Source organism: Polaribacter sp. Z014 (assembly GCF_023555435.1).
Taxonomy (GTDB): Bacteria; Bacteroidota; Bacteroidia; order Flavobacteriales; family Flavobacteriaceae; genus Polaribacter.
The window spans coordinates 1-15,340 of record NZ_JALCZP010000035.1; the positions used below are offsets into that span (position 1 = coordinate 1).

Genomic DNA, 15,340 nt, shown 5'->3' on the forward strand with positions numbered 1-15,340 from the left:
AGTTCCCATTTCCCATACTCTTCGCCATTCCAGTTTGAAAGAAATGAGCGCAAAATTCACATGTTTTCATATTCGTTTATTTATAATAATTTATATAACTCCAAAACGGCCAAAGTATCTAATTTACAATAGGCAAGCATGTTTTTTCTTTTTTGTTCATATTCTTCATTGTTTATAGAGCTAGATAAATTTCGATACACATCCATCGCTGCCATTCCATGCTGTATGTCTAAATCTTGATAGGACAGTTGAGGTAAAAAAGTAGGTAAAACTACTTTTAACGAAGCACTTTTTTTAGTTCTTTCAGTCAGTAAATGTTTTTTAAAAATAGGTAATAAATCGACTAGTCTATTTTTAATACCTTCTAATTCAGTTGCATATTTTGGGAAGTCTCGCATTAATTCTTCAATCCTTTTTCTTTCAAACGGAATGAAATACACTAAAATATTTCCTTCTTCAGAAAAATCTTGTATCATTTGTTGTATTAACCCTTCTCTCGGATCATCAGTTCCGTTTCCTAAAAATTCAAAATGAATAGGTGCTGAATTTACATCTTTTTGGTAATGCAAACTATATTGGAAAGTAATTTGCTGGTAAGGTCTAGAGTTGTCATATTTCGGAATTCCATCCATTACAGTTTCAAAGTCAAATGAATAAATAGGGTAGTGGTTTTCATGTAAAAACGCTTCGATTGCTATTTCATTTTTATAATCAACTTTAGTAGATAATTTAGGTTCATTAGCCCATTCTTCTAAAATGGGCTGATTCTCTTTTAAAGTATGGCAATAATTTGCAAATTCGCATGCATACGGTTTTGTACAATGTTCACCAATTAAAACAGTAGGTTCTTCATGTTGGTAAACGTCTAAAAAAGTAGCAATGTTTTCTGGTATTTCAGGGATATAAGATTGGATTCTACTAAAAACACTTTCATAGGTAAATAATTCACGAGGAACAATTTTTCCTTGTTTTATGTAATCTCTATTAAAATACATAATAGAAATATCTGCTATTTCAATGCCGGCATTTGTCATGACAAAATATTGAATAGCAGCATCTCTAATATGTTCTGGCTTTGCAGAATTGGTACTTTTAACTTCAAAAGCATGCCATTTTCCATTAATTTGATGTAGAATATCAAGAGCGACCAAGGTACTTTCAGTTGCAAAAGTAGCTTCGTAGATGGTTGTAACTCCGCTTGCAATTAATTCTTTTGTTCTTGCTATTGATTTGGAATTTGCATAATCATCAACCAAAGCCAACTCTCCGTTAGGAAAATATTGTTGCGCCAAATCTCCTGCTGTATTTCCTACACTGAAAACTTGTTTTGTACTTTCGGAATAGAATACTTCCTCTTTTTTATATTTGTTTAACCAAAGAACTTTTTGGCACTTTAATCCTTTTAAATACCTAGATTTTGATAGCATATTTTTTTATTTTTCTTTCTCTATAAAATTACTATAATTATTGTAAAAATGAGTTATGACTTCCTTAAAATCGTTACCAGTTTATTTTTTATTTAGACAGATTTGTGAACCTTCTAGAACTTCATTCACATCATAGTCTTGTTGATATAACTGTTTTAAATGGTTTCTATAAAATAGGTGACTACCATCTTTAATAAATGCTATTTTTTTTGAGCTATATGTATTTATAAAATCTTCTAAATCTGCTTCTTTTAGAAAAGTGTGCTCGCTTAAATAGTTAGAAACTTCTAACAATAATTTCTTCTCTTTAGTTAAAGTTTCTAGTGCTAATGCATAGGCGTTGTTAATGAGTTCTGTGGCTTCTTTTTCTAAGTTTTTATAAGAACTGATAAAGAGATTTGTGTGTACTGAAATTGGCATGTGTGATAATTTAGAAGAACCTAGTCCTTCTTGTTTCAGCATATTTAGGACAAAGTTTGTAGCTTGCTTTAAATCACTTCCGCAACCAGAGGTTACATTGTCTTTTCCGAAAATAAGTTCCTCTGCAGCCATTCCGCCTAAAAACATAGCTGTTCTTAAAACAATTTCTTTTTTAGAAATATATTTCCATTTAAACTCAGAAAAGACGAAGCCATTAACAGTATCTTCAATTGTATTAGAAAATACATATTTAGGAATTGTTTTTAATAAAACGGAAGAAAGTATTGCGTGTCCGCTTTCATGAACTGCTGTAATAGATTGTAAGTCGTCTTTTTTATTGAGGTTGAATTTTTTTAACTCAGATGAAATGTCATTTTTTTCTGAATGTAAAATTTCATCATTCAGTATATAATCACATTTTAAAAATTGTTTATCAATAAAGTGAACATCAATTTTATTTGCTTTTGAATCTGTATTTAAAATAACGGCTAAGAAAGATGTAATTCTGTTTCTTAATAGATGATTAATGGTTGTTAAAACAGGTCTTACACCTTGCGTTGGATAAACGCCTTCATCATAAACAAGATCGATAATAGAGGCTTTAAAAAGGATTTTAATTTGAGTTAAATCAAATATTTTTTTGCTAATTAAATCAATTTCGTTTTTTATAATCGTTTCATAAGCCCTTCTGGATAATGCAGGATAAATAATATGAATATTACCTAATCTTGAAATTTGTTCATGTCTAAACCTAGTTTGTAAAGCATTCTTAATTTTAGAAACAGTAATCTTTAGGGAAGCTTTATAAAATTCATCTGCACTAATATCTATAGAATAATTATTACTCATAGAATAAGCTTCGTCTAAATTACCAAGAACAAAAATTAAAGATTTAGAAAAATCCCTTTCAACAGGTTTACTAGAAATTGAAATTACTTTTTTCAAAAATTCAATACTTTCGTTTCCATCTAATTGCATGAGAACTTCTTCTAGTTCAGATCTTAATTTGATTTTTAATTTGTCTCCAACTAAATCTATAATATTGGCATATAAATATGTAGGTATTAATAATTTTCCTTTTTCTTCTATTCTTGTAAATTCTTTTTTATATTTTTTCCAACCTTTTACTATTTTTCCATTTTCTACTTCAATATCATTTGCTAGTAATCTGGTACAAATATTAATATGATCCTTAATTCTCCAAACTCCTACTTTGTATATTTGGTGTTGAATTTTTCCAGCATCAATTAAATCCCAAAGAACTCTATTTTCGTCTTCTTTTTCGTGGATTCCTCTTTCGTTTCCTTCTATGGTTCTGGCATGTTGAAATTCGTCTAGTGCAATAATTACTGGATTTTCTAATTTGTATTCGCACAATTCATTTATAGAACTGTTTAATGAGTTTTTTCCTTTTTTATGACCTAAATCAAATCGAAAAAAATTGTTTTCGTAATCTATTAATTCAACCAAACGAGTAATTAAAGATGTTTTACCAACACCAGTTAATCCCCATAAATTAATAATAAAAGGTCTTTCTTGTAAGCTTGAAAGCATAAACCAAGAATTGATGTTGTCTATAACTGCGTCTATAGGTTTATCAATGCCAATAAACTCTTTTTTTAAAATAGTTCTAGCGTTTTCTAATATTTCTTTTTTCGAATTGAATTCGTTTTTTAAGCCCCATAATTTTGTCTCCATTTTCTTCTTATTTAAAGTTTGATACAAAGAACAGTCTTTGGTGCGCCAAATCGTGTCGGACTAAATGTTTAGGTGATTAATTATTTTAGAATAATGATTTCTCGGTGTTTTGTTAAACAATCATCTTTTACTTTTTTTAGCAATTCATTTTGATACGTAAAGTTGATTAAAAGTGTATTGTCGTTAAAAAATGATGAAAGAAGTTGAAAAGACAGTAAATTGATGTCAAATTTTTCTACGGCAATTTTATAAATATCTACACAACCAATCACAGTTTCTTTTAAGTAGATTCCTTTTTCAAATTGTTGTTTTTTAAAGTCTATTTTATTTATTTGATAGAGGGGAAATAGCGTAGTAGTATTAACTAAATTTTCAAAAGGAATTTTAGCGACTTTTTTTCTGCCATACCAAATTTCTATGGTAGCATTTTGTAAGTGTAATAAGCCTCCGAAAGTATCAATAACTAAATCATCAATTTCCTGAATATTATTTTTAAAGTATTGATAAAATGAAATATCCAATAAAGCTTCCTCCATAGAAAGTTTCATTTTAGATGCAATAATTTGGTAAGATTTTGTTGCGTCTTCATTTGATTCTAAGAAGTGAATCCAGCAGCCTTGTCCGTAACATTTTATAGTAATCATTTTAGAAGTATTTGTGAAATTTAGGCGAAATTATCAATCTAGTACGACAATCATTGTCGAGGTGTATTGTATCTTTGTTTAAAAATTGTTTTTATGTCTAGTTATAAAATTTCTTTAAGTATTCAATTGGTCATACAGTATGTTTATGATAACAAGTATCCTACTAAAAAAAATATTTTAGCGCATTTAGAAGAAAAGGATATGCCGATTTCAGAAAGAACGTTAGAGCGTTATTTCGAGAAAATTAGAGCAGATTTTGGTATTGAAATCGAATATGATTCTAAGGAAAGAGGGTATCATATAAATGAAGAAAAAAGTGTAAAAGTAGCTTCTTTCTTTAAGTTTTTAGAGATTGTGCAAGTAGCGGATATTTTTTCTAATAGTTTAAAAGATTCCAATACTATTTTAGATTATGTGAGTTTTGACGATTCTAAAAATTTTAAAGGAATTGATAATTTAAAAGATATTTTAGTAGCGGTTAAAGAGCAAAGAGAAATTTCTTTTCTTCATGAAAATTACTGGCGAAATTCTAATAAAGAATATACGATTACTCCGTTAATGTTAAAAGAATATTTAAACAGATGGTATGTTGTAGGAGCAACGAATAACAACGATGAATTACGAACTTTCGGAATTGACAGAATTTCTGAATTAGAGATTAAAAATACCTCAAAGAAAAAGAGAGAAGATTACAAAGATAGACTGTCTAAATTTAATCATACCGTAGGTTTAACGTATGGAGAAGGAGAACCCGAAAAAGTGAGTTTACTAGTAGATGAATTACACGTAAAATATATGCGTAGTTTACCTTTGCATCAATCTCAAGTTATTCTTCCTTTAAATGATGATAAAAAACATCAAGTAGATTTTTATGTTTATCCCAACTACGAATTTAAAACTCAGATTTTAAAAATCGGAGCAGAGGTGGAGGTGTTATCTCCGAAATATTTACGTGATGAAATTGTTGATATTTTGGAGGTGAGTTTGAGGAATTATAAGTAGTTTGCTTATAAAAAAAACTCAAGACCTAATTAAATCTTGAGTTTTTAAAATTTACTTTATAATTTTATTATGGTAATTACATAATTAAAGACATTTCATTTATTTCGGACTCTAATTTTAATTTATCTTTAAGTAAATTCTCTAATTTACTTTTAACTTCTAAAAGTTTATTTTCTCTATTTTCTTTGTTTTCAATTGTAGCAGTTATTTTTTCGATGATTGGAATTAAAAAATCATCTTTAAAACTACTTTCAATATTATTAAGAAGTTTAGAGCCATTACCTAAAATTTCAATTTCTATTGGATCTACATTTAAACTAGAATAAAAGCTATCAATCCAGTCTCTTGCATCACTTTTACCTGATAGAAGGTTTCCTGCAAGTATAGGAAGCCCTAAAGTTCCTCCTATCAAAAAAGCTGCACCAAATCCCATTGCTACATCCCAAAAATCGTCATCAATACTTGAACCTTCTGAATGAGGTAATAAGTCCATAAAATCTATCTCTATGAGACTTTCTCTAGATAACATTTTACTATAAGATGCTATATAATCTTCCATATCGAAATCTTCTAAATAATCTTCAGCAATTTCATCTATATCACTAATAAAATCACCAAGAACTCTTTTCAAACTAGAATTAATATCATCATTACTTCTCTCAAAAAGTCTTTCTAACTCAATTTCAAGGTAGTCAATTTCAGATTTCAATTTCTCATATAAATTTTCTGAATTTATTACAACTCCATTATCTTTAATTATTTCCTTGCATTTTTTTTGGGAAGCAAATAATATGTCTTTTGTTTTACGTGTTAAATTCTTAGAGCCATTTTTTAAAGTATCTTCAATTTCAATATTATTAATTTTTCTATTAATTTTTTTTTCTGCTCTTTGTGTATTTTTTAATAAATCTTCTAATTCATTGTCTGGTTTATTTAAAATTGTAAGATTACTTTCTGTTTGCATTATAGCTTCAACCAATTCTGTTTTTTTATTTTGAGCTTTTTGGTTAATGAAATTTTTTGGTTTTTTTAATAATATTTCATCCTTAGATTCAAAAATAATTTTCATTAAATATTTTTCAAATTCTGGAAACAAACTTTTTTCAAGCATTTCTTTTTGGTTACTAATACCAAAAACATCTGAAGCTTTTTTGTAATAAAAATTCCAGTTTTTGTCATTTGAAATTTTTTCAATACTCATTTTTGACATTAATGCCATATTTGCAGAAAGTAATAAAGGATCTTTTTCTGTAGCTAATTCAGCTATTGAATTATTAGAATATTCTTTACTTGCTTTTAATAGTTGAGTTTTAACATTTGATACAATCTCAGCTTCTGATTCATTTTCAATGCATAAATCATATTTGTTAACACCTATTAATAGTTTTCCTATTCCAATGGTTCTTAATTGATTGAATATAATGTCTTTATCTGTAGAATCAAATGCTCTACCAGCATATAATAGCATAATTACAGCATCTGCTTTCTTTAAAAAATCTTTTGTACGTTCTTCTCTAGAAACAATAGGGTCGTTAAAACCAGGTGTATCAACAATTTCTACTCCTTTTAAATAATCTAAAGGCATATATATTTTTACAGACTTTGTAATCGATATGTATTTACCATCAGCACCAACGTAATCTATCAACTTATCAAAATGATCCTCTTTTTTTGCTCCTAAAAGGTTTCTAATTTCAGATTCTATTTTAAAAGATTTTTCTATTATTTCTTTAGCTGCTTTTATTTTTGTCTTTAAATTATCATCAGACTCTATTTCATGCAAATCTCTATTTGCAAGATGTTTTAATTCTTGCCATTCGTTTAGTGTATAGAATTCTGCTTCTAATTTCTTTTCTTTTCCATAGGTTATTATAGCAAGAGATGCTGTCATCGGTGTTGTTGCAGCAGGCAATACTTCTTCTCCATAAACCAACGCATTTAAAAAAGTGGATTTACCACATTTCATCTGACCTATAACACCAATAGTTAATACATCGCTCTCTAACTTTGTGTTAATGTCATTAAATTCAGTATTGTCTATCCACTTAAAATCATAAGCTTTCTGAGTGTATTGTTTAAATATTTCTTTCTTGTCAGCTATCTTTTTAAATATATTATCAGGCATAATTATTTTAATAATTTAGGGTTATAACTATTTATTAGTTCTAAAAATCGGATTTTTTCACTATCTAAATTGTCTATAAAATATTTTAGTTCATTTTTTTCCTCTAGTTTGTCAGAATGATTTTTATTATTATCTAGAAGACCATCTATTTGACTAGGCATTATTTCTCTAGATGATGATATTTTATCCATTCCTCTATTAAATTTTCCATAGTTGCTCTCTGTAATTCTGTAATGATCTTTACCGAAAAATGGTGACTCAAAAGAAATAACACTATCCATATCAATTAAAGAGTTTTCAAAATCTGTTAAGGTTTGGTTAATCCTAACTATGTTATCATCTATATCATTTCCAATATCTATAAATTCTTTTTTTACTCTATTTTGGGAAACTTTTGCTTTTTTTAAGGTTATATCAATTTGTTCATTTAATTGAGTAATAATTTCAGGGCTTTTTTGTGGTTCAATATGATTTAGAATATCCATTAATTCATCTATTTCCATTTTATTAGAAAAGAAAATTATATCTTGATATTTAATATCATTTTTATTTAGTGTTTCCTTTATTTTATTCCGTAAAATTTCTAAATCATCTGGACTTTTCCCATCTGATTTATTAATTATTATATAAAGAGGAACACTTTGTAAATTATCCTTAATAACATTTACGGAACTATTGTTTATTTCTCCTGTATTTGCATCAACAACCCAAAACAAAGCATCTGCTTCTTTTATTACTTCTGTAGTTTTAGTAATTATTTCTTCACTATTAGAACCAAAACCTGGTGTATCTAAAATAGAAATATCTGATAAATTTTTATTATTATATGAAAGCACAAAATATTTTACAATAGAAGAAATATTAATTTCATCTAATACGGATTTTGTTACTTTTTGAAATGATTCTTTTGTAATGTTTTTTAAATCACCTGAAGGAGAATAGAATTGACAATTAAAGTCTACTCCATTAGAAATGTATGTTGGTATTGCTGTTGTTTCAGTTGATTTTACGGGTAATTCTACGGCGTCGGGATTGTCTTGCTTTAAAATTCTATTAACAATAGATGTTTTTCCTGCAGAAAACTCACCTACAATGGCTACCACCTTTTTGTTTTTTATCCAGGTTTTAATCTCTTGATTTCTCCAGCTCCAACAGTCTTCGATGAAGTTGTCCGTAATTAAATTATTATTAAAATATTCTAAAGTGGGTTTTAATTCATTTTTTATAAGAGAAAAAATATCCCAAGTTTTCTGATCAACTTCTTGAAATTTTTCATCTACAGCATTGTTTGCGTTCAAAATATCACTAATAAAACTTAAACTTTCTTTCTGTTTTTTATTTTCCGCCTCAGATATTACAAGTTTTTCTATGTTTTTGTTATTGGATTCTAAAATGTCTTTTTTCTCCTTTTCTATAGTGTATAGTTTGTTGTCTAAAACACTTACTTCTTCTTTAGTCTTCTTGTTTCTTTTTTCTAAATCCTTAATTTCATCTTCTAAATCTTCAATTTCATCTTTTAATTGAGATATTTCTATAAGTAATTTTTTATCTTGAGAAACATTTAACTTATCATCATCTAAATTAGGTTCTAGTAGTTTAGATATTTTATTATTTTTTTCTTCTAAACGTTTTTCAAGTTTTACTTTTTCATTTTGTAATATGTTTAAATTTTCTCGTAACTTTTTTTCTAATTCATCTGTATCTTTTTTAGAATATTTATCTGAATTTATTTCTGTTTTGTCTTTAGTTTTTGGTGTTAAAAAGAAAGTTAAAACAGCGCCAATAAGCAATGCTAATATTGCAACTATAATTATTGTACTATCCATGCGGTTAATTATTTAATTGTTTTTTTAATTTTTCGATTTCATCTTTTTTAGCATTGTGAAGCATTTCGTATTCTCTAATAGTTGAAGTCAATTTATCATTTTCTACTTTTAAATATTGATTTTCTCTTTTTAATTTAGACAGTTCAAAATCTAAATCATCAATTTTATCTTCAGTAATATCTTCTTGATTTTTTGTCTTTTTTAACTCATTTGTTTTTATTAATAATTCGTTTTTTAATTCGTTTATTTTTTCTGAACTTATTTTTATTTGACTTTTCAGGTCTTGCTTATTATCCGAAAGTTCTTTGTTTGTAGTTTCTGTTTTTTTTGATAAAAAAAAGTAGCATACAAATCCTGAAATAATTGCACCTATAATAAATGATAATAGTCCCATGTTGATTATGATAATTTTATTAAATAGTCTTTTAGTGTTTTGATATAATAATCAAAATTCTCTTTTTCATTCTTATTTAACTGTTCTAATTCAGTTAAATGTTGTTCAATTTGATTAATTGTAATTGTTGCCTCTTGGTTAAAAGAGTTTTGCATATCATTTAATAAATTGCCAGATATAATTGTTAATTTACTTTTAAATTCAGGATTAAGAGATTCTCTTAGAAAGTTATTTATAATCCTTTTTCTTTCTGGCTTACCAATTACACTATCTGTAGCAGAACCAACAAAACCTTCCATAAATCCGAGTTTTTGCTTTGGGTTTATCATTTGTCCAGCCTCTGTATTGTATTCTTCATAGGTTTTTAAATGTCCTTTATATTGTTCTATATATTTACCTGAATCTTGTGCGTGTTGTGTTATTTTTTTTCTTAAACTTCTGTTGGATTGAATACTCGCAACATCACTTACTGTGTCTACAGCGCTAATAACGGTTCCTGCTTTACTTGCTAAATTAGCAGCACCTGCGGTTGCCGTAGCCCCTGCTAATGTAGTTCCGGTAGCTACTGCTGCTCCGCTAGCACCAGCGGTACCGGCTGCGCCAGCTGTTGTTGCAGCAGCAGCTGTTCCGGCACCTGCCGCGGCGGCGGCGGCTCCGGCTGTAACTACTACTGCTCCAATTACAGCTGCTATTTTTATACCAGTTGTGATTCCTTTTATAGTACCCTGGCCTGCTTCAGATAAATTCATTCCGTAAGACATCTGTCCGATCTGGAGATTTGAAAAATCAACACTTTCAATGGATCTTAAGTTTATTAAGTCAGTATTTTTTCTTTCAGAAGCTGTTGTATATAGTTTTCTTTTAATTTCATTTTGATAATTAGAAAAAACTAAATTAGCAGTACTATTTATTAAACCAATTGCTTGATTATCGATATTTTCATTATTTTTAGTTATTAAATCATTTAATTTTGATTTGATATGATTTTCAAACTGTTTGATAGCTTCGTATTCGATATCATCTATATTATTCTTAATATCTTCTATTAAGTTATCTATTGCTCTTATTGTTTTATCGAGTTTTCTTTTTTCTAATTTTATTTCTTCTTGAAAATTAGAGTCAGATTTTGAACTTCCTATAAGAGTCTCAATATCTTTTTTTAAATAATTAGCTACTTTTTCTAACCTATATTTTAAGGCTTTATTAATTATACTGTTTTTGTTTACTTGAATCTTATCAAGCAATTGATAAAATTCTCCTAATTGTTGTTTTTTAGAAGAAATACTAATTATGTTATTTATATCTAAGTGAATGTTCTTTGATATGTATTCCTTAATTTCCTTAATTTCTTCTTTAGTTTTTGTATCCGTCTTAGTAAGTACTAAGTATAATGGTAGATGTACTAAATTATTTGTTTTAATAAAATCTAATAAAGAATTTGTGACTTGTTGGTTAACATCCGAAAATAAAAATATTGCATCTGAATTAGGAAGGTAATTACTTAATGCCTCTATGTGTTTAGGATCATTAGACGATAAACCTGGAGTATCCACCAAAATCGTATTATTTGTTATTTTTTTACTAGTATCATAAATTTTTATTTGTTTTACATTTTCTAATTGATCATTTTTAATTAAAGTAATATCCTCTATAATTTTAACTTCATTATTGTTAAAAATTATTTCAGCTTTTTCTATCTCATTATCGAAATAGATTTCATAAATCACAGAAGTGGTCGGTTTTGTTGCTGTCTCTAATTTTTTGCCTTCTGTTAATTCATTTATAAAAGTAGTTTTTCCTGAACTGAACTCACCCACAATTGGTAGTACTAATTCAGATGTTTCAGAATTTAATCTGTCTTTTATATAGTACAATTCAGCTATTAAATTTGGTTTTTTTAAAAATTCGGCAATGTCTATTAAGTAATTTATTTCTTCCATTTTTTTAAATATATATTTAGAATTAGAGGTTTATCGTTGGGTTATATCTTATTAAACTCCAAATACCCCATATTCAAATATCCGGTAGACTTAAAGTCTAATCCATGAACTCTCATAAAGGCTTTGTGTATTTTTTCAATTTCGTCAAATGGGTTAGAAAACATAGAGCTAATTTGTACAGACAAACCTTTGTCTACAAATTCTCCTGCCACATTCATTTTTTCTTTTGTTTTAATCTCGTAAGTAGCCATTTTTTTTATTTTTTAATAGTCAACAATACTTTTGGATGCTAACATATTCTTTTTTTATATTAATACTTTACGGGTTTCCATATTATGGTCGAGTAGGTTAAAATACTTTGCCTAATTTGTTTGGATACTCCTTTAACTATAAAATCTAAATTCATAGTCATTTTTTTATTCCAGTAAGATTCAGTTTTTCAAATTAGAGAATAGCAATCTCAATTTGTTTGTAATGCAATTTTTTTTGAAGCCTAATATAGCAACTTCCATTATAATTTTATATCTATTTTTATAGTAAATTTTGTGTCTAATTTTATTTGAAGATTTTTAGTTTCAACTTTATTTATTTTATAAATGTTTTTATTTTTGTCAATACAATTTTAATGTCTTGAAAACGATGGTCTTGGTCTTCTTTATAAATGTTTTTAGAGTTTAACTTAATAGTAATTTCTTTAATAAGTTCATCAAAATTTAAAACTTCATCTTGGGTTCCAAAATAAAAATAAATGGAGTCCTTGGAGATTATAGATAGGTTTGGCTTTATTTTTTTTAATTTTTTTAAATAAATAGCATCAACAAAAAACTCTTCTCTGTTTTTATAATTTTTAACCTTGGTGTTTAAAAATATTTTTAAAGTTTCGTATGGTTTATAGGAAGTATTTATTAAATGATATTTTAGATCTGTAAATTCTTGAGCTAAAATTAAACCATAATAACCACCAAAAGAGGTTGCCACTACTTGATGAATATTTTCCTTTTGAATACAATCTTTTAAGGTTTGTAAGTCCTCTTTTGGGTTATTCTTTAATTGCGGACAAAAACAATTGAATCCAGTTTCTTTAATAGTTTCTACTTTTTTACCTGGCCCACTATTAAAACCATGAATGTATAAGATGTTAGTTGTTTTCATAATATTTATTTAATTCTTCTTTTATTAATTTTTTACAATAGATTTGACTGGAATCGTCTTTAAAATTTTCACCTATTTTTAGAATGTAAATCCCCATGGCTTCTCGTTTTAAATTCACTTCAGCTATATATTCTTTTTTCATAGGATTTTTACCGTTTTTTCTGTCTTTTGCATCCCAAAAACTATCATATATAAAATCATATTCTTCAGGAAATAATTCTTGATGCAGTTTTTGTTCTAACAAATAAGTAAAGTTTTTTATGTCTTTTTGAAATGTATTTACGGTAAGTTCTTGTTTGTTTTTATAAATTAGTTGATAAGGTTTTGCTATATTTTCTTTCTCACAGATATATAACAATACTTTAGACCAATTTTCTAATTTATGGGTTCCAAAATGAATGTGTTCTCCTTTAAAATTAGAAGTTCCATTCGCTTTTCTGTCATCAATGAGGTAATCACCTTGCAATAGGTTTTTATGATGTGATAAAATCAATTTTTTATAACCAATTTCCGGGAAATACTGCTGAATCCATCTTACTTTATCACTCCAAGCGCTTGGGTTTTTCCAAGGTGCCGTAGACAAAAAATAGATTTCAAAATATTTAGATAAAAAGGATACAGCTTCAACCGATTTAGGCATTGGTTTCATGAGACTAAAAATATGTGGAATTTCATCTTCATTTCCTTTATAGGCTTCTAAGGTTGTTTGTTTAATTTTACCAAAAGAAGAGGGGAAATCTACAACGACATTGTCTAAATCTATATAAATTATTTTCATAGTTTTTATTTAAAAGACAAAGATAAAATGTAGGTACGTCATTCTGTGACGTTGTGACGTAGTTTGGTTTTGAAATATTTATTGTTCTGCTCAAATAAGGTGATTTTATGAGCTATAAAGTTGTTTTTTATAGCTCATAATCTTATAATAAGAAGTGTTTAATACCTCTTCAACCACCATTTTAAAGTTTTTTTAGTTTGAATACTTCCTTTGTCTAATTCTTTTACCATGGTAGTCAATCTTTTTTGGTCTTCTATAGATTTTCTTTCTTGAAGCCATTTTTCTAACTCTTCTTTTCCTCCTTTACGTTTACAATATCCACATCCCCATTGATCGTTTGTAGTAACCACTTGTATAAAATGGTTTCCTCCAGATGGACAATTTGCAGTCCAACTATTTTCATTAAAACCCGTTGGTTTAGGATGTAATTGTTGTTGCTCTAAAAAAGTAATTAATGGTGTAATTTTTTGAGTTGCTTTTGCTTTCTCAATGATTTTAGGATTTTTTATATCAGAAATGATTGTATCAAATTCAAGTTGTGTAAAAATAACGCTATCCTTTAAAGTAGGATAACCGGTATAAAAATGGTTTGCTTCAATTAATTGATGAACAACATAAATAAGATCTTCTTTTTTTGTATCAAATTGTAATTTGTATTGAGTTTTAATTTCTAATTTATCATTGCAGTAAGAACTGGCTAGTTGAATATAGCCATCATCTGTAATTCTATAAAAATAATCAAACTCCTCATCGAATTGAGTTTCATAAGTAGTCATTAAAAAGTGAAATTCATTTTTAATGTTTGCAGTGCTTCCGAAATCTAATTCAGAATTCATTTTAACGCCTTCTTGCGTTGTAAAAACAGTTTTCATAATACATAATTTAAAAGTTATGCATCAGGGAAATATAATAAAAAAGGAGGTTCATTTATTTTGACTGAACTGTCCGTATTCTAAACCACCGTGGCTGTTGTGCTCGGTTGGTACGCATTTTTTGCGTTCCTGATACAGGACAAAAGTAAGAAATATTCTTGGAATACATAATTGTAAATATAATTTGTTTTTAAATAGCTTCTATTTTATATTGATTAAGCGAACCTAAAGTGAATTATCTTTTGAATAATTATTTTCTAGTTTCATAACCCGTTCAGCACATTTCCCTGCATTCCGCGAAAAGCTTCATTTCAGGAAAAACGCTTCTCTAAAAAAAATCTTGGACACAACTTTAAAGTCTCCGATTTACATTTCACTTGCCCACTTATTCCCGAAAAAAACGGGAAGAGGTCAAACTCCATTTCAAACTACGACTTTAAAGTCAAGTCCGCTTTAAATGCAGAGATACAAGAAAATTTTGTTTTCATAATCCGTTCAGCATATTTCCCTGTATTCCGCGAAAAGCTTCATTTCGGGAAAAACGCTTCTCTAAAAAAGTCTTGGACACAACTTTAAAGTCTCCGATTTACATTTCACTTGACCACTTATTCCCGAAAAAAACGGGAAGAGGTCAAACTCCATTTTAAACTACGACTTTAAAGTCAAGTCCGCTTTAAATATGGCGATACAAGAAGATTTTGTTTTTAGATTCCGTTCAGCACATTTTCCTGCATTTCGCAAAAAGCTCCATTTCGAAAAAAACGCTTCTCTAAAAATGATCTTGGACACAATTCATAATTCTCGCTTTCCATTTCGTTACCCATTCTGCTAGCGCTGAATGGTGCACTTCATTCCTGAGCAAAAATTATAAATGCCTCCGATATATAGGAATATTCTTTTATCCTTTGGTGCCACTTCCTATGTTTTTGTACTTCACATAGATATTTCGATTAAAACCCAAACCTCCCTATTTCTTCCTTTTTTGACAGCAAAATACCAAGATTTTGAAGTTGAACAGACTGCATAAACCGTTTTGCTGCGCTTCACTTTTTATAAGTCTTT

Annotated in this window: 12 protein-coding genes and 1 riboswitch; of the genes, 1 reads left to right on the top strand and 11 read right to left on the bottom strand. The window is 28.0% G+C overall.

The window, feature by feature from the left end; all coding sequences use genetic code 11:
- Positions 1-80: 80 nt before the first annotated feature.
- From MPF19_RS18155 to MPF19_RS18165, 3 genes are all read right to left on the bottom strand, one after another.
- A complete protein-coding gene (locus MPF19_RS18155) occupies positions 81-1,427 on the bottom strand; it encodes a DUF2779 domain-containing protein (RefSeq protein ID WP_249989713.1) in 1,347 nt (448 codons plus the stop codon).
- An 81-nt stretch (positions 1,428-1,508) separates the two neighbouring features.
- Complete coding sequence (locus tag MPF19_RS18160; protein WP_249989714.1) at positions 1,509-3,545, bottom strand: M41 family metallopeptidase; 2,037 nt, start codon at positions 3,543-3,545, stop codon at positions 1,509-1,511.
- 80 nt (positions 3,546-3,625) lie between these two features.
- Positions 3,626-4,189: a hypothetical protein gene (locus MPF19_RS18165; RefSeq protein WP_249989715.1), complete on the bottom strand. Its 564-nt coding sequence runs from the start codon at positions 4,187-4,189 to the stop codon at positions 3,626-3,628.
- Positions 4,190-4,282: 93 nt separating this feature from the next.
- Between MPF19_RS18165 and MPF19_RS18170 the strand changes: the two genes are divergently transcribed.
- The gene (locus MPF19_RS18170) at positions 4,283-5,191 is read left to right on the top strand and encodes a helix-turn-helix transcriptional regulator (protein WP_249989716.1); all 909 of its coding nucleotides are present in this window, start codon (positions 4,283-4,285) and stop codon (positions 5,189-5,191) included.
- 76 nt (positions 5,192-5,267) lie between these two features.
- On the opposite strand, the gene MPF19_RS18175 is transcribed toward MPF19_RS18170, so the two are convergent.
- The 8 genes from MPF19_RS18175 to MPF19_RS18210 form a co-directional block, all read right to left on the bottom strand.
- Positions 5,268-7,316: a dynamin family protein gene (locus tag MPF19_RS18175; RefSeq protein ID WP_249989717.1), complete on the bottom strand. Its 2,049-nt coding sequence runs from the start codon at positions 7,314-7,316 to the stop codon at positions 5,268-5,270.
- A 2-nt stretch (positions 7,317-7,318) separates the two neighbouring features.
- Positions 7,319-9,142: a dynamin family protein gene (locus tag MPF19_RS18180; RefSeq protein WP_249989718.1), complete on the bottom strand. Its 1,824-nt coding sequence runs from the start codon at positions 9,140-9,142 to the stop codon at positions 7,319-7,321.
- Between the two features lie 4 nt (positions 9,143-9,146).
- Positions 9,147-9,536: a hypothetical protein gene (locus tag MPF19_RS18185; RefSeq protein WP_249989719.1), complete on the bottom strand. Its 390-nt coding sequence runs from the start codon at positions 9,534-9,536 to the stop codon at positions 9,147-9,149.
- 5 nt (positions 9,537-9,541) lie between these two features.
- Positions 9,542-11,476 (bottom strand): dynamin family protein, encoded by a 1,935-nt coding sequence (locus tag MPF19_RS18190; protein ID WP_249989720.1) that lies wholly within the window; start codon positions 11,474-11,476, stop codon positions 9,542-9,544.
- A 41-nt stretch (positions 11,477-11,517) separates the two neighbouring features.
- Positions 11,518-11,727, bottom strand: a complete 210-nt coding sequence (locus tag MPF19_RS18195; RefSeq protein WP_249989721.1) for a DUF6140 family protein — start codon at positions 11,725-11,727, stop codon at positions 11,518-11,520.
- A 334-nt stretch (positions 11,728-12,061) separates the two neighbouring features.
- Complete coding sequence (locus MPF19_RS18200; RefSeq protein WP_249989722.1) at positions 12,062-12,628, bottom strand: YqiA/YcfP family alpha/beta fold hydrolase; 567 nt, start codon at positions 12,626-12,628, stop codon at positions 12,062-12,064.
- Positions 12,615-13,406 carry a 5' nucleotidase, NT5C type gene (locus MPF19_RS18205; protein WP_249989723.1) on the bottom strand — a complete coding sequence of 264 codons (792 nt, stop codon included), beginning with the start codon at positions 13,404-13,406 and terminating at the stop codon, positions 12,615-12,617. The genes MPF19_RS18200 and MPF19_RS18205 overlap by 14 nt, the downstream gene beginning before the upstream one ends.
- Before the next feature lie 158 nt (positions 13,407-13,564).
- Entirely contained in the window at positions 13,565-14,278 is a 714-nt protein-coding gene (locus MPF19_RS18210) for a hypothetical protein (RefSeq protein ID WP_249989724.1), read from the bottom strand.
- 46 nt (positions 14,279-14,324) lie between these two features.
- Positions 14,325-14,419, bottom strand: a riboswitch (SAM-I-IV-variant riboswitch).
- Between the last annotated feature and the right edge of the window lie 921 nt (positions 14,420-15,340).